This window comes from Pseudoglutamicibacter cumminsii, from assembly GCF_016907775.1.
Lineage (GTDB): Bacteria > Actinomycetota > Actinomycetes > Actinomycetales > Micrococcaceae > Pseudoglutamicibacter > Pseudoglutamicibacter cumminsii.
In genome coordinates this window covers 82,620-100,846 of record NZ_JAFBCO010000001.1, presented here as the reverse complement: position 1 = coordinate 100,846, position 18,227 = coordinate 82,620, and the positions used below count along the sequence as shown (strand labels likewise).

Below are 18,227 nucleotides of genomic sequence, written 5' to 3'. Positions count from 1 at the left end.
GATGCGCTGCGAAACGTTCACGCTTCACCCGAACGTTGGCTTAGCATTCACAGGTTGCACGGAGGGGAACCTCGCCGTACATACGGTGGAGGGCCCCTCCGTTGCACATGTGATGCGGGCCCGCGAACGGGTAGCGGCAGAGCTTGGAATCGACCCGGCGGCGCTCGCGTTCATGTCGCAAGTGCACAGCGCCACGGTTGCGGTCATCGATTCCGATGGCGCATGGGCTGATGCGTGTGAACGCGTGCATGATGTGCCAACAGCCGATGCGCTGGTTGACGCAAGCGGAAGCTATGCCCCGGCCGTGTTGACAGCAGACTGCGTCCCCATTGCGATCGCGGCGAGCCTCCCGGCTGGTCGGATTGTGACTGCCGTGATCCATGCAGGCCGGAAAGGCCTGCTCACCGGGGTCATCCACAACACGCTCGCTGAACTTAAACGACAGCACGCTACCAACCTTGAGGCGTGGATCGGGCCAGCTATCTGCGGGCGCTGCTACGAAGTACCCGAACACATGGTCACCGAAGCGGCGGCAACCATGCCAGGGACAGCATCGGACGCCATCGCCTCCACAACCAGCTGGGGCACCCCATCGCTAGACCTACCGCGAGCAACCCGCGCGGTCCTCGAAGAGCACGGCGCCCTCGTCCACGAAACCGGGGAGTGCACCCTGGAAAACTCCGCGTGGTACTCGTACCGCGGAGCAGACCAGCGAGACCGCAACGCGACCATCATCTATCAGCGCAACAACTGAAAGAGGAACACAGTGAGCAACCAGGACAACCAAGCCCAGGACCTGCAAACACCAAGCCTCAACGCAACAGTGGAACGGCGCGAAGAACTCGCCGCCCGCCTCAGCGCTGTTAAAGAACGCATCACCAAAGCAACCCAAGCTGCGGGCCGCGCGGAAGAGCCCACGCTGATCGTCGTGACCAAGTTCTTCCCACCATCGGACGCCGCTGCCCTCTATGACCTCGGCATGCGCGACATGGGCGAAAACCGCGAACAAGAAGCGACCCCTAAAGCCGCCGCGCTCAGCGAATACGCGCCTGATCTGCGCTGGCACTTCATCGGCCAGCTACAGAGCAATAAGGTTAACCGCGTGGTTCGCTACGCGCACGAAATCCACTCCGTCGACCGCGCATCGCTGGTCAAAGCGCTCGCACGTGCAGGGCAGCGCCGCGCCGACGAAGGCCTCGACCCACTCGGCTGCTACGTCCAGGTGGATGTCCGCGAAAGCCAACCCGACGACGGCCGCGGCGGCGTCAGCATCAACGGTGCGCAAGCGGTAGCCGACAGCATCGCGGAAAGCCCCGGGCTCGCTCTGCGCGGAGTCATGACCGTGGCCCCACTAGATGAAGATCCGGCCGCAGCTTTCGAGCGTTTAGGTGAACTTTCACAACGAATTCGCCAAACACACCCCCAAGCAACTGGAATCTCGGCCGGGATGAGCCATGATCTAGAACAAGCGATCGCCGCAGGAGCGACACACCTACGCATCGGATCGGATGTCCTGGGTTCTCGCCCCGCGGTGGGTTAACTTTGAAAGGTGCCTGCACGTTAAGGCACCCACGCATCGACTAAAGGAGTATCCGATGGCAGGAGCCCTCCGCAAGACCATGATCTACCTTGGCCTGGCTGAGGCGGAGGACGACGACGTCAAACGCCAGGAACCGGCGAAGGACGTCAAACCCGCCGCTTCGGAACAGGTGCGCCACGAGGTAAAGCCTGAACCAGCAGCAGAACAGCCTCAGAAGGCTAAGCCGCAGCTGGTCGAAGTTGCACAGCCAGAAACCGAACCGAAAGTTGCGGAAGACTTCCGCGCTCCGGTGACGCCTATCAAGCGCGCGGCGTCCGCGCCGGAGGAGGACACTGAGTTGCGTCAGATTACGACTGTTCACCCGCGCTCTTACAACGACGCGAAGACGATCGGTGAGAGCTTCCGCGACGGCATCCCAGTGATCATGAACGTCACTGACATGGGAGAGTCTGAAGCCAAGCGCCTCGTCGACTTCTCGGCCGGCCTCGTGTTCGCGTTGCGTGGCAACATCGAGCGCGTAACCAACAAGGTCTTCCTGCTTACCCCACATGGCGTCGAGATCCTGGGTGAAGAGCTCACTGGCGACGACCAGTCCGCATTCTTCAACCAGAGCTAACTCTTCCGCGTTGCGCTGCGGGTCATAACATTTCCGAGACGTAGAAACTCACCACACGGATAGGGCCAGGGATACATGGGTGCAAACGGCATGATTTTCGGTGCGATCTACCTTGCGCTGAGCCTGTTCATGTACTTGCTGATGGCCCGCATCGTTGTGAGCTTCATCGACTCATTCGTTCGTGACTGGCGGCCACGCGGTGCCGCGCTTGTCTTCGCAAGCACGGTCAACCGCACCACGGAGCCACTGCTCGGCTGGGTCCGAAAAGTGATTCCGCCCGTGAATTTCGGAGGAGTCCAACTGGACCTTTCGTTCATTCTGGTGTTCTTCGTGGTGTCCATCCTCAAGAGCTTCGTATTCCGCATGGGCGTTGGATTGGTGTGAGCTAAGCGGTGTCTTACAGCCAGCGCATCGCGAAAAACCGAAGCATGTTATAGAGTCGTAATCAGGCATTCGTCTAGCGGGGCTTCAGCGCGGGCGTTTCAAAGTCACTAATTGTCGTGACCAGCGAAAGAATCGCTGGTGACCGTACCCGAGTAATCGAGGAGATCAGATGGCACTGACGCCGGATGATGTAGTCAACAAGCGCTTCCAGCCTACGAAGTTCCGCGAAGGCTACGACCAGGACGAAGTCGATGACTTCCTTGATGAGGTTGTTGAGGAACTTCGTCGCTTGAACGACGAGAACGCTGAACTGCGTCGCCAGCTGGCTGAATGCCAGGAAGGCAACGTTGTTCCAGCTCCAGTTTCCGCAACCTCAGAAACCGCTGAGGCAGAGGTTGAAGCTCCAGAGGCTGAAACCCCAGAGGTTGAAGAGACCGTCGAGGCTGCTCCGGTTGAGGAGACCCCAGAGGTTGAACAGCCTGCTGTTCCAGTTGCAGCAGCAGCTGAGACCTCGGCGCCAGTTGCTCCAGCCGCATCGACCGGTTCCGCAGACCAGGCTGCAGGCGTCCTGCAGATGGCACAGCGCCTCCACGACGAGTACGTGACCCAGGGTGCTAACGAGCGCGACCGCATCATCTCCGAGGCACAGGCCAAGGCACAGTCCCTCGTTTCCGACGCTGAAGCGGCAGCGAAGAAGACCACCGAGGACGCTGAAGACACCAAGCGCCGCACCCTCGATGACTTGGCTGAGAAGAAGACCAAGCTCGAAGGCGAAATCGAGGACCTCAAGTCCTTCGAGACCAGCTACCGCGAGCGCCTGCGCGCCTACATCGCAGACCAGCTGTCTGACCTCGACGGTCAGACCCCGGTTGCGGAGCAGATCTAATCTAGCTCTGCGCCAGCAGGCTCGCTTTTCCAAGCCGGCCTGCAGCGACAAGCCGGTGCGTCGCTTCAGAACACCACTGAAGTGAATAGCTAAGGTGCTTAGCTCAGTTCAAGGCGGTGACCCGCGGGGTCGCCGCCTTGAACTATCTCCACAGCCATTCACGCCGGACCAGATAGATCCGCTACCCATCCATATCCGCTCGGAACACGGCACCAGAAGGGTATCTATGACAACGCCGAAGACCACCGCATCACGTGGAAGCCTCGCGAGCATCGCGGGCATCATTTTGGTGATCGGGTACGGCTTTGATCAACTGACCAAGTACTGGGTTGAGACCTCAATGAAGGTTGGCGAGATCCGCTGGGTTATCGAGCCGTGGTTCAAGTGGTATTCGATCCGTAACCCGGGGGCCGCGTTCTCGATGGGTGAGAACTTCACGTGGGTCTTCGCGGTGTTCATGGCTGTGGTCGCCGTAGCTGTGGTTGTCCTGATGCTGACGAAGGCTCGTTCGCGGTTGTGGATGGCCGCGCTGGCGGCTCTGCTGGCAGGCACACTCGGTAACCTGACCGACCGTCTGTTCCGCCCGCCCGCATTCGGGCACGGCCACGTGGTCGACTTCATATCGGTCGGCGACTTCGCGATCTTCAACATCGCCGACTCCCTGATTACGTGTAGCGTCGTGGCGGTGGTCTTGCTCATTTGGTGCAACGTCCCACTCGCTGGGGGTCCCCGCGTTACCGGGCGGCACAAGGACCAGCTGACTGAGGAGAACGCATGAGCACCGAGCCTGCTGAACAGCTCATCACGGTTCCGGGGACGGGTCAGCGGCTCGACGTCGTGGTCGCCAAGGCCGCGGACGTTTCCCGGACCGTTGCCGCGCAGATGATTCAGGACGGCCTCGTGAGCGTCGACGGGCAACCCGGTTTGAAGTCGATGCGCCCGGACGCCGAGTCGCAGATCACCGTCAAGGTCGTAGCGGCCGAAGAAGTGGAGGAACCCGTGCAAGACATCCCGATTGTGTATGAAGACGCGGACCTCGTGGTCATCAACAAGCCGGTCGGTGTCGCAGCGCATCCTTCCCCAGGTTGGGCAGGGCCGACCGTCACGGGGCAGCTCGCGCGCCAAGGCATCGCGATCGCAACCTCAGGCGCGCAAGAGCGTGCAGGTATCGTCCAGCGGCTCGACGTCGGGACTTCGGGCCTTATGGTCGTCGCGAAGTCCGAACCCGCCTACGCAGGCCTCAAGCAAGCGTTCAAAGACCGCACGCCAACCAAGATCTACCACGCCGTCGTCCAGGGGCTACCAGACCCCATGGAAGGCACCATCGACGCGCCTATCGGCCGGCATCCTAACGCAACCTGGCGTTTCGCCGTCGTGACGGATGGCCGCAACGCGGTGACCCACTACAAGCTCGAAGAAGCGTTCGGGACCGTATCGATGATGCGGGTCAAACTCGAAACCGGGAGAACGCACCAGATCCGTGTGCACTTCTCCGCGATGGGCCACCCGCTGGTGGGCGACCAACAGTACGGCGCAGACCCAACGCTCGCGGCACAGCTCGGGCTCACACGCCAGTGGTTGCACGCCAAGGAGTTAGGTTTCACACATCCGGTAACTGGGGAAGAGATATACCTCGAGGCCCCATATCCGCAAGACCTTGTGGATTCGCTCTCGCTACTGCGCGAAGAGTAACCCGCCGCAGTGCCGCCATACGTCGCGGCCGCAGCCCGCATCAGTGCTTCCATATCCGTGACTCCGTGCAGGCCACGCCGCCCACGGCATCATCCACGCCGACGGCGCGGCTGGCTAACATGGTCATGTGGCTGGAAGTCTTGACGATGGTTTTGTTCACCTGCACACCCACACCGAGTACTCGATGCTGGACGGTGCGGCCCGTGTCGCTGACCTTTTCGATGAAGCCCAACGCTTGGGCATGGATTCGATGGCGATCACCGATCACGGGTACCTTTTCGGTGCCTACGATTTCTATCGGAAAGCTAAAGACAAAGGCATCAACCCCATCCTGGGTGTTGAAGCGTATGTGACCCCCGGGACCGCCCGCTCCGACCGCACACGCGTGCAGTGGGGCACACGCGACCAAAAAGGCGACGACGTCTCCGGTGGTGGCGCCTACACCCACATGACCCTGTGGGCCGAGAACAACGAAGGCTGGCACAATCTCAACCAAGCGGTGTCCAAGGCATCGCTCGACCAGGTCTTTTCGCGCTGGCCGCGCCTCGACCGCGAACTCATTTCGCAACACTCCAAGGGCGTCATCGCAACCACCGGCTGCCCTTCCGGTGAGATCCAGACCCGCTTGCGCCTAGGCCAATACGACGAGGCGCTGCGTGCCGCAGGCGAATACAAAGACATCTTCGGCGAGGGCAACTACTTCCTCGAGCTCATGGACCACGAGCTTGAGATCGAGCATCGGGTGCGCGGCGACCTCATGCGCATCGCGAAAGACCTCAACCTGCCGCTCGTTGCGACCAACGACCTGCACTACACGCACGAAGAAGACGCGAAGGCGCACGAAGCGCTTTTGGCAATCCAGTCCGGTTCAACGCTGCTCGAGCCGTCCTACGATCAGGGCGGTAAGCGCTTCGCTTTCAACGGCAGCAGCTACTACTTGAAGTCCCCACGCGAGATGCGTGAACTGTTCAAGGAACTGCCTGAAGCATGCGATAACACGTTGCTGATCGCTGAGCGGTGCAAGGTCGATTTCGAGGCATCGATCGGTAAATACATGCCGGAGTTTCCCGTGCCTGAAGGGGAGACGGAGAGCACGTGGCTCGTCAAGGAAGTGCAGCGTGGCCTGCACTACCGTTACCCGGACGGCATCCCGGAGGAATCCCAAAAGCAGGCCGAATACGAGCTCGACGTTATTGAACGCATGGGCTTCCCGGGCTACTTCCTCGTGGTTGCGGACTTCATCAACTGGTCCAAAGACAACGACATCCGCGTCGGCCCTGGGCGTGGTTCAGGTGCCGGCTCGATGGTCGCGTACGCGCTACGTATTACGGACCTCGATCCGCTCGAACACGGCCTGATCTTTGAACGCTTCCTCAACCCAGAACGTGTTTCGATGCCGGACTTCGACGTCGACTTTGACGATCGTCGCCGCGGCGAAACCATCCAGTACGTGATCGAGAAGTACGGGGCCGACAAGGTCTCGATGATCGTGACGTACGGTTCGATCAAAACCAAGCAGGCACTCAAGGACGCGTCCCGCGTGCTCGGCCACCCGTTCGCGATGGGTGAGACCCTGACTAAGGCGCTGCCGCCAGCCGTCATGGCTAAAGACATTTCGTTGTGGGACGTCGAAAACCCTGACGCCCCGCGCTACGGCGAAGCTGGCGAGTTCCGCGAACTGCTCGAGACCGACCCCGAAGCCCGCAAGGTCTTCGAAACCGCGAAGGGCCTCGAAGGCCTCAAGCGCCAATGGGGTGTTCACGCGGCCGGCGTCATCATGTCCTCTGACCCGATCATCGACGTCGTCCCGATCATGCGTCGCCTCCAGGACGGCCAGGTCATCACCCAATGGGACTACCCGATTTGTGAATCGCTCGGCCTCATCAAGATGGACTTCTTGGGCCTGCGTAACCTCACGATCATTTCTGACGCGGTCGAGAACATCCGTCTCAACGGGGGAGAGATCCCGGACCTCGAACGTCTCGAAACCAACGATCCCGCCGCATACGAACTCCTGGCTCGCGGCGACACCCTCGGCGTGTTCCAGCTCGATGGTGGCCCGATGCGCTCGCTACTGCGCCTCATGCGCCCGGACAACTTCGAAGACATCTCCGCTGTCATCGCGCTGTACCGTCCGGGCCCGATGGGCGCTAACTCCCACACGAACTACGCGCTGCGTAAAAACGGTCAGCAGGAGATCACCCCGATCCACCCTGAGCTCGCTGAACCGCTCGCCGAAATCCTGGATACGACGTACGGTCTGATCGTCTACCAGGAGCAGGTTATGGCGATCGCACAGAAAGTCGCCGGCTATTCGCTTGGCCAGGCAGACCTTTTGCGCCGCGCGATGGGTAAAAAGAAGAAAGAAGAGCTGGACCGCCAGTATCAGGGCTTCCACGACGGCATGGTTGAGCGTGGCTTCTCCGAAGAAGCGATCACTTCCCTGTGGAACATCCTGCTCCCGTTCTCCGACTACGCGTTCAACAAGGCGCACTCGGCCGCCTATGGCCTCGTTTCCTACTGGACCGCGTATTTCAAAGCCAACTATCCGGCCGAATACATGGCCGCGCTTCTGACCTCGGTCGGAACCGATAAAGACAAGATGGCGCTCTACCTCAACGAATGCCACCGCATGGGCATCAAGGTTCTGCAGCCGGACGTCAACGAATCCCAAAACAACTTCGCTCCAGTCGGCAAAGACATTCGCTTCGGTCTCGGAGCGGTTCGCAACGTCGGCGCCCACGTCGTCGAAGCTATCGTTGAAGCCCGCGAAGAAAAGGGACGCTTCGAATCCTTCTCCGACTTCCTCAACAAAGTCGGCCCACAAGCGCTCAACAAGCGCACCATCGAATCCCTCATCAAATCCGGCGCATTCGACGAGCTGGGCCACCATCGTCGTGCGCTCACCGCTATCCACGAAGACGCTGTGGACCAAGCGATGGCCCTCAAACGGCACGAGGCCGCGCACCAGTTCGACCTGTTCAGCATGTCCGGGGACGAAAGCCTCGCGAACGCGCTCGACGTTGAAATCCCGGACATCCCGGAATGGGATAAGAAGGAAAAGCTCAGCCTCGAACGTGAAATGTTGGGCCTCTACGTCTCCGACCACCCGCTCCAGGGGCTAGGGGATGCGCTCGGCAGGCTAGCCGACATGCCGATCGCCCAGGTCGTGTCCGACCGCGGTCCGCAAGACGGTCACACCGTCACGATCGCGGGCATGATCACAAACCTCGAACGCCGCGTTGCCAAGAACTCCGGTAATCCGTACGCGAAATGCGAGATCGAAGACCTCTCCGGCTCGATCGAAGTCATGTTCTTTGGGCAGGCGTATCAGCCGATCGCGACCCTGCTCGCCGAAGACCTCATCGTGACCGTCAAGGGACGCTTCCAGCGCCGCGACGACGGGGCGATCTCGATCTCTGCGCAAGAGCTCAAGATCCCAGACATCACCGCAGACGGCGGGGCAGGGCCGCTCCTGGTCCAGATCCCAACGCACCAAGCGACCGAACCCATCGTGCGGCAGCTTGGTGACGTCCTGCGCACCCACCCGGGCAAGTCCGAGGTGCGCATCAGGCTCATCGGCAGTTCGACCATCGAGACCATGAGCCTCGGAGCGCAATACGCGGTCACCCCGAACGCAGCACTTTTCGGCGACCTCAAAGTGCTGCTCGGGCCGGACTGCCTCGTCTAGGTCGCGCTCGCGTAGGTCGCTGAGCTGCCTCGTCCCATGCTGTGACGCTGAGCTACCTTGTCACATGCTGTGACGCATGGCGGTTTGGCGAGCCGCGGCTCCTAGACTGGAAGAGTGAGCAACGTAGCAGAAACTGATGTCCTCCCGCTGATCGACCTGCGTGGCGCCGACGACGCCGCCCTCCGCGCAGGCTTGCCACGCCTGCAAGCGAGCACGAGCACCGAGCATCAGAACGTTGTCGCAAACATCCTCAAGATGGTCCGTGAAGGCGGGGCGACCGCCGTGACCGCGTTGACCGAACAGTTCGACGGCGTTGCAGTGCCGTCCCTGCGCGTGCCAGCAGCCGCGCTGGCTGAAGCGCTTGAAGGGCTCGATGCGGATGTTCGCCGTGGCCTCGAAGTCGCGATCGAACGCGCCCGCACCTTCGCTGCCGACCACAAACCAGGCCCTACCACAACCACCTTCGGCCCTGGCGCCAGCGTAACGATGCGCTGGGAGCCGATTCGCCGCGTCGGGCTGTATGTGCCCGGAGGGCTGGCCGTGTATCCGTCCTCCGTCGTCATGAACGTTGTACCTGCGCAGGAAGCCGGGGTGGGATCGATCGCACTCGTGAGCCCGCCAGCCAAAGACGGCTCCGGACTACCGCATCCAACCATCCTCGCCGCCGCGCAGCTGCTCGGGGTTGATGAGGTCTACGCGGTAGGTGGCGCGCAAGCGATCGGTGCGTTGGCCTATGGCCTCGACGCCGATGCCGACGCTGGCCTGGACACTGCACTTGAGCCGGTCGATCTGATCACGGGGCCAGGTAACGTATTCGTGGCCACCGCGAAGGCCATGGTTAAGGGTGAGGTCGGTATCGATTCTGAAGCCGGTCCGACCGAGATCGCGATCGTCGCTGATGCCACGGTTGACCCGAAGATCGTGGCAGCTGATGCGATCTCTCAGGCCGAACACGACCCGAACGCCGCGAGCGTTATCATCACGTGGGACGAAGCGCTCGTTGACGTGTTTCGTTCTGCAACGTGGGAACGCGCACATCACACCAAGCACTCCGAGCGCGTGCTGACGGCCCTGTCTGGGCCGCAGTCCGGCATCGTGCTCGTTGACGACCACGATGCGGCGATCGCGGCAGCGAACCACTACGCCGCCGAGCACCTCGAGCTGCTCACGGAAGACTCTGAGGCCGACGCGCAACTCATCACCCAAGCCGGTGCCGTGTTCCTCGGGCCATATTCGCCAGTGAGCTTGGGCGACTATGTAGCTGGCTCGAATCACGTTCTTCCAACCATGGGCACCGCACGGTACGCATCCGGTCTCAACGTCACAACCTTCCTGAAAGCCGTTCAGGAGATCCGCTATGACCGCGCGGCGCTCGCCGAGGTGGCTGAGCATGTTGTTGCGTTGTCTTCGGCAGAGGACCTTCCGGCTCACGGCGAGGCCGTGACCGCGCGAGACATCTGAACCCATTGCGGGGCTGGTTGTGGCGAGCGGTGTACTAGCACCTTTGCCGACGACCCCTATGTGTAGTGGATGTCGGGGTGTTGTGTCACTAGATGTAGTAATTACATGTTTGTGATTCATGTGGCGCCCGGTTATGATTGTGATGCACGTTGCGTGTGTTAAAAGAGTGACGACGTTGTAAAGGGAGGTCAGCTGCGTGTTTTGTCCGTTCTGCAGGCATGCCGAATCGCGTGTTGTTGACTCCCGCGCAACCGAAGACGGCTATTCGATCCGTCGCCGCCGTCAATGCAGCTCCTGCGGTCGCCGCTTTACAACGATCGAAACCGCGAGCCTTTCGGTGGTCAAGCGCTCCGGCGTGGCCGAACCGTTCAGCCGCTCAAAAATCATTTCCGGCGTCTCGAAGGCCTGCCAAGGTCGTCCCGTTTCAGAAGACGACCTCGCGATGCTCGCGCAGGAAGTCGAAGAAACCATCCGCGCTGAAGGCCGCGCTGAAGTCGACGCGCACCAAGTGGGTCTAGCAATCCTGCGCCCGTTGCGCCGCCTCGACCAGGTCGCCTACCTCCGCTTCGCATCGGTATACCAAGGCTTCGAAACCCTCGAAGACTTCGAAGACGCGATCAAAGCGCTACGCGAAAACCCTGAAACAACTCTGCCACCACATCAACGCACACTGTCAGCGACCTAGCCCCGCGCATCGGACACTGGAAGCCAGGGCACAACGCAACACTGCAAGTGACGGATGTGCGCATAAAACTCCGGCGGTGGTTCGGGAGGGGAAGCCCGAACCACCGCCGGTTCTTTATATCTCAGACGCCTCTGAAGCGTAGCGTCTGCTTATGCACCTTGAGTCTTGTTTAGATTGGACCCGTGGTCGAGGTGAAGGTCATCGACTTCTGAGCTGGAGCCTCAAGGAACTCCGCGTAACGGGTGTCGCCGTCAACGAAGTACTTCAGGAACGCAAGGTTGCGGGCCTGCAACTTAGGATCATCGACGATGCCAGCCCAGTGCGTGCCAGCAAGGTGCGTGTGAAGCGCCTTATACGGTGCGCCCTGGATACCCGCGTAGATCGGGCCGGTGTACTGAGCCATGTCAGCAACGAAGTCCAGCAGACCGCCGTTGACCATCACAGGAACCTTGACGTTGAAGATGGGGCGCTTAGCCCATGGGTGCAGCGAAATCACGGCACGCAGCTGAGGGTTGCGCTCGGCCGCAATCAGAACGCCGCCGCCACCCATCGAGTGACCGATCAGCGCCAGACGCTCCGGATCCAGGATCTCGCTAGCCTTGTGATCGCCGCGCGTCAATCGCTTCATAGCGTTCTCAACGGCACGGGAACGAACGTTCGGCTCATCGAACGGTGTGAGGGATTCGGCACGCAGAACCACGAAGCCATGGGAAGCCATACGCTTGCCGAAGAACTCCATAGCGATGCCAGGCTCGGTGAAGCCAGGCATGGTCACGATGCCGCCGAACTTCTCGCCCTTCTTAGCGACAGGGTAGTAGAGGGTGCCGCCATAGAATCCGGTGCGCAGATCCACAGGAAGCTTCTGTGTCTTGTATTCGTAAGGGCCCTGCTTGGTCAGCATCTCTGCCGTTGGCTTTGGGCCGTGGACCTCGCCAGGTTTAGGCTTAGGAAGCTTGGCTGGATCCGCTGGGCCAAATGGAGCTAGATGGCTCGATGCGACGGCCGGGGCCGCCTGGGCTGGGGCTGGCGTAGGGGCAGCGTTGGCGGCAGGTGCGCCGAGGCTCAAGCCGACGCCGAGTGCGGCTACTGCTGCGATGCTGCGCATGGAGTTCTTTTTCATGGTGTTCCTATCCTCAAAGGGGAGTTCCTCAAGGGAAGTGATCATCATCAAGCTCGCGAAGCTTGTTACATATCGCACACCAAGTTCGCCACTAAGGGAATATCCAGAAAGATTTTCATAAAATCTCCACAGCAAAGCCATGGCGATTCCTGGGATTCAGGCACGACGAATCAGCTTCAAAGAAACTCAAAGGGGGCTTCTCGATGCTAAATAGCATCGAGAAGCCCCCTCTTTATATGTCCGGTACCCCGGATGAAAACGCTTAGAAGTTTACACGCCAGTAGCTCAAGAGCTCGGCAACGTGAGGATATCTGCGCCATTCTCAGTCACAACCAACGTGTGCTCAAACTGAGCCGTACGCTTCCGGTCAGCGGTCACCACAGTCCAGCCGTCATCCCACTGTTCCCACCGGTGAGTACCCAGCGCGAGCATCGGCTCGATCGTGATGACCATACCAGGCACCATCTCCGTGTCATAAGCGGGCGCCGCATCGTAATGCGGAACAATCAAACCCGAGTGGAACGCACCGCCAACACCATGGCCAGTGAAGTCACGAATCACGCCGAGACCGAAGCGCTTCGCATACACCTCGATCGTCCGGCCAATCACATTGATCTGACGACCAGGCTTGACCGCGCGAATACCGCGCATCATCGCCTCATGCGTGCGCTCAACCAGATCGCGGGACTCCTGATCGACATCGCCCACAAGGAACGTCGCGTTCGTATCGCCGTGCATGCCGTCCTTATACGCGGTGATATCCACGTTGAGGATGTCGCCATCCTGGATCACCGTGTCATCCGGGATGCCGTGGCAAATGACCTCATTGAGCGAGGTGCACGTCGACTTCGGGAAGCCCTGATACTCAAGCGTCGAAGGATACGCGCCGTTCTTTACCAGGAATTCGTGACCGATCGCATCCACTTCATCCGTGGTCATGCCCGGCTTGACCGTCTCACCGATCAGCTGCAACGCATCGGCAGCAATTCGTCCCGCCGCGCGAATCCGTTCGACCTCCTCAGGGGAGTAAACATCCCCGCCCTCCCATTTTTCTGGCCCAGGCTTGCCAACATAAGGCGGACGCTGAATATCGGCAGGAACCTTACGCAAAGGAGATACGCGGCCCTTAGTCAGGGTCCCGATAGGGGCGGTTGCTTTCGAATATGAAGCAGAAGAATCAGTCATGCCCCCAGTTTAGGACCCACCTGCGAGGCATAAACGCGTAATGTGAAGAAGAGAAGAATGATGCTGTGCCGACGATGGGGCAGCAGCCCATAAGCAGGCCAATAAGCAAGCCCACAGAAAGGGGCCCGCCATGACTGATAAAGCACCCGAAGGCGAGTACTGGTTCAACACCTCAACCGGCGAGGTCGAGAAGGGTCCGCAGTCTGTAGGTTCGCACCGCATGGGACCGTACCGTACTGCGGAAGAAGCCTCCCGCGCCTACGAGATCGCTGCGGAACGCACCCGCAAGTGGGACGAAGAAGACGAAGACTAAGCGGCCGCAAGCCGAGCACACCGCGCATCAATCCCGTCGCCAGCACACCCAGCCAGTCATACACGCCGCCCCGCAACCAACTCTGTTAAGGAGCATTGAGTGAACCGTCAACAAGACTTCGTTCTCAGGACTATCGAGGAACGCGACGTCCGCTTTGTGCGTTTGTGGTTCACCGACGTCGTGGGCTCGCTTAAATCTGTCGCGCTCGCGCCTGCGGAAGTTGAAGGTGCTTTCCGTGAGGGCCTCGGTTTCGACGGCTCCTCGATCGAAGGTCTCTCCCGTATCTTCGAATCCGATATGCTCTTGCAACCCGACGCATCGACGTTCCAGCTACTGCCGTGGCGAGGCAACATCGAACCGACCTCCCGCATGTTCTGTGACATCCTGACCCCCGATGGCGAACCATCGATGGCAGACCCACGTCACGTTTTGAAGCGGCAGGTTGAAGAAGCCGCCGACATGGGATTCACGTGCTACACGCATCCAGAAGTTGAGTTCTATCTGCTGCGTAGCGACGAGATGGACGCCAACGGCCACCCGCAACCCGTGGATTCGGCGAGCTATTTCGACCACGTGCCCGGCGGCATCGCCCAGGACTTCCGCCGCAAAGCCGTGACCTCGCTCGAGGAAGTCGGCATCTCCGTCGAGTTCTCGCACCACGAATCCGGTCCGGGACAAAATGAGATCGACCTGCGCTACGCCGACGTTCTGGCTACTGCGGACAACCTCATGACGTTCCGCACCATCATCAAAGAAGTAGCGCTCTTGCAGGGCATTTACGCGACGTTCATGCCGAAACCTTTCTCACACCATCCCGGTTCCGGGATGCACACGCACTTCTCGCTGTTCGAAGGGGAACGAAACGCGTTCTTCGAAGGCGGCCAGGAATATCAGCTCTCCACAACGGCGCGCCAGTTCATCGCAGGCGTCCTGACGCATGCGCCGGAGTTCACCGCGGTAACCAACCAGTTTGTGAACTCGTACAAGCGTTTGTGGGGCGGGGGAGAAGCGCCAAGCCACATCTCGTGGGGCCACAACAACCGTTCCGCCCTCGTGCGCGTACCGCTCTACAAGCCAGAAAAGGGGCAGTCCGCCCGCGTCGAGTACCGCGGCATCGACTCCGCCGCCAACCCGTACCTCGCCTACGCATGCATCCTGGGCGCCGGGCTCAAAGGCATCCGCGAACGTTACGACCTCGGTGACCCAACCGAAGAAGACATTTTCTCGCTCACAAGTCGTGAACGCCGCGTGCTGGGCCTCGACCCGCTGCCGTCCACGCTGCACGAAGCGATCAACGTCATGGAGAACTCCGAACTCGTCGCCGACATCCTGGGCGAATGGGTTTTCGACGCTTTCCTCCGCAATAAACGAGCCGAATGGGACGAATACCGTCAAGATATCTCCCCGTTCGAGCTACGCCGCTACCTTGGGATGCTCTAGAAGGGTGCTGTAGAAGAAATCCATGACATCCCAGCAAGACGAAAAATCGCTCAAAAGCACAGAGGGTTCATCCTCCACGATCGACCGCGCTGTACGAGCCGCGGGGTTCAACGACCCGCGGCGTGCCCGCACCCTGCTGAGGTCAAAGGAGCTCGCCCAGGTCGATCACGTGACGGTGCTCGAGGCTTTGCGTGCCACAGCCGACCCGGACATGGCTCTGCTCAACGTGATTCGCTGGCTCGAGCGGATCCCGTCGCTCGCCGGCCCCGTCCAAGACCCGAGCTGCAACCAACCGCTGTTCATGCTCGCAGGTGCGTCAGAGGCGCTCGTGGACTTCGTGCTGCGGCACCCGGATCAAGCCGATGCGCTCACCGTTGAACGGCCGAACGAATACGATCCATCCGACCCGAGTGGTCTGCGCGCCAAAATGCTCACCGCCGTGGGCGCAGACCCGGAAGCTGACGTCCCCATCGCGGCATCAGCCGAGGACGCCACGGTAGCCGCGCTTCGGGTCGCCTACCGCGCCGAGCTCCTGGACACCGCGATGAAAGATGTGTGCGCCGATGAGGCCTCGGACTCGGTACGCATGGTTGCCGCTGAGCTTGCAGACCTAGCCGCAGCCGCCGTCGACGGGGCGCTAGCGATCGCCTACCGGCACGTCGCCGACACCTATCCGGACACCGACGTGACCCAAGTCCGGCTCGCGGTCATCGGCATGGGCAAGTGCGGCGCGAGGGAACTGAATTATGTTTCCGACGTCGACGTGATCTATGTGCACTCCGTCGCCGAGGGCACGGACGAGCAGACAGCCGACCGCGCCGAAGACATCGCCGCGAGCCTCACGAAAGCCATGGGGCACATCGTAGGTTCTACCGGCAAAGAACCGGCCCTCTGGGAGCTAGACGCGAACCTGCGGCCTGAAGGCCAAGACGGCGCGATGTCCCGCACGCTCGCATCACACATCCAGTACTACAAACGCTGGGCGGACCACTGGGAGTTCCAAGCACTGCTCAAGGCGCGGCCCATCGCAGGTGACGCCGCGCTGGGCACGGAATATATCGAGGCGATCTGGCCCATGGTGTGGGAGGCTTCCCGCCGCGATGGCTTCGTTGAAGCGGTGCAGAAGATGCGTCAGCGCGTCACCGACAACATCCCGCCTGCGGAGGTCGAACGGCAGATCAAGCTCGGCCCGGGTGGGCTCCGCGACGTCGAGTTCACAGTCCAGTTGTTACAGCTGGTTCACGGTCGTGTGGATGATGGCCTGCGGGTCCGCGGAACGCTGGAAGCGCTCGATGCGTTGGCGAGTGCCGCGTATATCTCGCGTGATGATGCCCGCCAGTTCAGTGCGGACTACCGTTACCTGCGCAGCCTCGAGCACCGCATCCAGCTGGTGCGGTTGCGGCGCACGCACGCGATGCCTAAATCGGAGGCCGAGCAGCGGGCGCTTGCGCGTGGTGTTGCGGCGCCCGGTGAGCGGCAGGTCGCTACCGCCGAGCACATGCTCAAGGCGTGGAAGAAGATCAAGAACCGCGTGCGAGGTTTGCACCAGAAGATCTTCTTCCGGCCGCTGTTGGCCGCGGCAGCTGGCCTGCAAGACGACGAGGTTCGGCTGACCCCTGGGGCAGCTGAGGCACGTTTGAAGGTTTTGGGTTATGCCGACCCGAAGCAGGCGATGCGCCACATCGAAGCGCTGACGGGCGGGATTTCGCGTACCGCGGCTTTGCAACGGCACCTGTTGCCGGTCATGTTGGAGTGGTTTGCGGACGGCGTGAGCCCTGACGCTGGGCTGTTGGGTTTCCGGCGGCTTTCGGATTCCTTGGGATCGACCCCGTGGTTCATGTCGATGCTGCGTGATTCTGCGGCGGGTGCGGAACGGTTGTGCCGTATTTTGTCGACCTCGCGCATGGTTGTCGATCTGCTTGAGGTTTCGCCTGAGGCCACCGCGTGGCTGGGCAATGATGCTGATCTGAAGCCTCGCCGCTGGGAGAAGCTGTGGAAACAGGTTTCGGCCAAGCTTGACCGGCATGAGGACGCCGCCGACGGTGGCATGCAGTTGGTGCGGACCGCGCGGCGCCGCGAGACGTTGCGCGTTGCGTTGGCGCACGGTTCTGGGCTGATCGATGTTGAGGAGCTGGGCCGAGCGCTGTCAAACGTGGACCAGGCTGCGGTCATGGGCGCGTGGCATGTTGCCCGGCATCAGGAGGTCGCGGAACACGGTGAGCTGGCTCGGTTCGCTGTGATTGCGATGGGCCGGCAGGGTGGTGCTGAGATCGGTTACGGCTCTGATCTGGATGCGATGTATGTGTATGAGCCGGTCGAAGGCGTTGACCCGGAAGCGGCGAAGCAGCAAGCCAACCGAATGGCCTCTGCATTGGGGCATCTGCTGTCGGGTTCGTTGACGCCTCCGATTCTGGCGGAGCACCGGTTGAAGATCGATGTCGACTTGCGTCCCGAGGGCAAGAACGGGCCGTTGGTACGTTCGCTGGAGTCTTATGCGGACTATTACGAGCGGTGGGCTGAGACGTGGGAGCGTCAGGCGTTACTGCGTGCCCGCCCGTTTGCTGGCGATGAGGAAGTCGGGCAGAAATTCATCGAGCTGATCGACCCGGTGCGGTATCAGCACGGCCTTTCGGATAAAGAGCTTCAGGAGATCCGTCGGGTCAAGGCTCGGGTTGAGGGGGAGCGGTTGCCACGCGGCGTGAACCCGAGACGGCACGTGAAGCTCGGGCCCGGTGGCTTGAGCGATGTCGAGTGGCTGGTTCAATCGATGCAGCTGCGTTTCGCTAAGCGGCACCCGGGTTTGCAGACCACGAACACCCTCGAGGCATTGCGCGCCGGGCATCATGCTGGGTTGATTAGCCAGGAGGACGCCGAGAGCCTCGAGACGGCGTGGAAGCTGGCGACCGATGTGCGTGCCGCGAACATGGCGTGCACGGGGCGGGCGTCGGATTCGTTCCCGTCGAGCCGCTCGGAGATTTCGGCGGTCGCGACGTGGATCGGCTGGGGTAAAGACGCCGGACCGGAGCTGGAAGAAGCGTGGCTTCGTGTCGCGCGGCGTTCGCGGCAGGTGTTCGAGGAACTGTTCTACGGCGAGCAACCGCGGTAGTCGTCGCGGCTGTCCTAGCTGATCTGTAACGCTCAAAGTCGGAGGGGCTGGGAACCGTGTGGTTCCCAGCCCCTCCGACTGTATGGTTTAGTGTGCTCAGCTAGCCCG

Annotated in this window: 15 protein-coding genes; 13 read left to right on the top strand and 2 right to left on the bottom strand. The window is 61.1% G+C overall.

What is annotated here, in order from left to right; all coding sequences use genetic code 11:
* The first annotated feature begins 1 nt into the window (after nt 1).
* The 10 genes from JOD50_RS00430 to nrdR all read left to right on the top strand — a co-directional run bounded on the left by JOD50_RS00430 (nt 2) and on the right by nrdR (nt 10,955).
* Nucleotides 2-754, top strand: a complete 753-nt coding sequence (locus JOD50_RS00430; RefSeq protein WP_204879994.1) for a purine nucleoside phosphorylase YfiH/LACC1 family protein — start codon at nt 2-4, stop codon at nt 752-754.
* 12 nt (nt 755-766) lie between these two features.
* Complete coding sequence (locus tag JOD50_RS00425) at nt 767-1,540, top strand: YggS family pyridoxal phosphate-dependent enzyme (RefSeq protein ID WP_338051954.1); 774 nt, start codon at nt 767-769, stop codon at nt 1,538-1,540.
* A gap of 55 nt (nt 1,541-1,595) precedes the next feature.
* On the top strand, nt 1,596-2,156 hold the full coding sequence (locus JOD50_RS00420; RefSeq protein WP_204879993.1) for a cell division protein SepF: 561 nt from the start codon (nt 1,596-1,598) through the stop codon (nt 2,154-2,156).
* 75 nt (nt 2,157-2,231) lie between these two features.
* On the top strand, nt 2,232-2,540 hold the full coding sequence (locus JOD50_RS00415; protein ID WP_239541473.1) for a YggT family protein: 309 nt from the start codon (nt 2,232-2,234) through the stop codon (nt 2,538-2,540).
* Nucleotides 2,541-2,709: 169 nt separating this feature from the next.
* Nucleotides 2,710-3,426, top strand: coding sequence for a DivIVA domain-containing protein (locus tag JOD50_RS00410; RefSeq protein ID WP_204879992.1), 717 nt, complete (start codon nt 2,710-2,712; stop codon nt 3,424-3,426).
* Between the two features lie 226 nt (nt 3,427-3,652).
* The gene (gene lspA / locus JOD50_RS00405; RefSeq protein WP_204879991.1) at nt 3,653-4,204 is read left to right on the top strand and encodes a signal peptidase II; all 552 of its coding nucleotides are present in this window, start codon (nt 3,653-3,655) and stop codon (nt 4,202-4,204) included.
* Nucleotides 4,201-5,118: an RluA family pseudouridine synthase gene (locus JOD50_RS00400; RefSeq protein ID WP_204879990.1), complete on the top strand. Its 918-nt coding sequence runs from the start codon at nt 4,201-4,203 to the stop codon at nt 5,116-5,118. Before lspA ends, JOD50_RS00400 begins: the two co-directional genes overlap by 4 nt.
* A gap of 127 nt (nt 5,119-5,245) precedes the next feature.
* Nucleotides 5,246-8,809 carry a DNA polymerase III subunit alpha gene (gene dnaE / locus JOD50_RS00395; protein WP_204879989.1) on the top strand — a complete coding sequence of 1,188 codons (3,564 nt, stop codon included), beginning with the start codon at nt 5,246-5,248 and terminating at the stop codon, nt 8,807-8,809.
* 114 nt (nt 8,810-8,923) lie between these two features.
* Nucleotides 8,924-10,270: a histidinol dehydrogenase gene (gene hisD / locus JOD50_RS00390; protein WP_204879988.1), complete on the top strand. Its 1,347-nt coding sequence runs from the start codon at nt 8,924-8,926 to the stop codon at nt 10,268-10,270.
* Nucleotides 10,271-10,466: 196 nt separating this feature from the next.
* Complete coding sequence (gene nrdR / locus JOD50_RS00385) at nt 10,467-10,955, top strand: transcriptional regulator NrdR (protein WP_101629606.1); 489 nt, start codon at nt 10,467-10,469, stop codon at nt 10,953-10,955.
* A 169-nt stretch (nt 10,956-11,124) separates the two neighbouring features.
* Here the strand turns inward: nrdR and JOD50_RS00380 are convergent, their stop codons facing one another.
* Both JOD50_RS00380 and map read right to left on the bottom strand, forming a co-directional pair.
* A complete protein-coding gene (locus JOD50_RS00380) occupies nt 11,125-12,075 on the bottom strand; it encodes a dienelactone hydrolase family protein (RefSeq protein ID WP_204879987.1) in 951 nt (316 codons plus the stop codon).
* Nucleotides 12,076-12,360: 285 nt separating this feature from the next.
* Nucleotides 12,361-13,260, bottom strand: a complete 900-nt coding sequence (gene map, locus JOD50_RS00375) for a type I methionyl aminopeptidase (protein WP_204879986.1) — start codon at nt 13,258-13,260, stop codon at nt 12,361-12,363.
* Between the two features lie 130 nt (nt 13,261-13,390).
* Between map and JOD50_RS00370 the strand changes: the two genes are divergently transcribed.
* The 3 genes from JOD50_RS00370 to JOD50_RS00360 all read left to right on the top strand — a co-directional run bounded on the left by JOD50_RS00370 (nt 13,391) and on the right by JOD50_RS00360 (nt 18,119).
* Complete coding sequence (locus tag JOD50_RS00370) at nt 13,391-13,573, top strand: hypothetical protein (protein ID WP_101629603.1); 183 nt, start codon at nt 13,391-13,393, stop codon at nt 13,571-13,573.
* Nucleotides 13,574-13,672: 99 nt separating this feature from the next.
* Entirely contained in the window at nt 13,673-15,013 is a 1,341-nt protein-coding gene (gene glnA / locus JOD50_RS00365) for a type I glutamate--ammonia ligase (protein ID WP_204879985.1), read from the top strand.
* Between the two features lie 22 nt (nt 15,014-15,035).
* A complete protein-coding gene (locus JOD50_RS00360; RefSeq protein ID WP_204879984.1) occupies nt 15,036-18,119 on the top strand; it encodes a bifunctional [glutamine synthetase] adenylyltransferase/[glutamine synthetase]-adenylyl-L-tyrosine phosphorylase in 3,084 nt (1,027 codons plus the stop codon).
* Nucleotides 18,120-18,227: the final 108 nt, after the last annotated feature.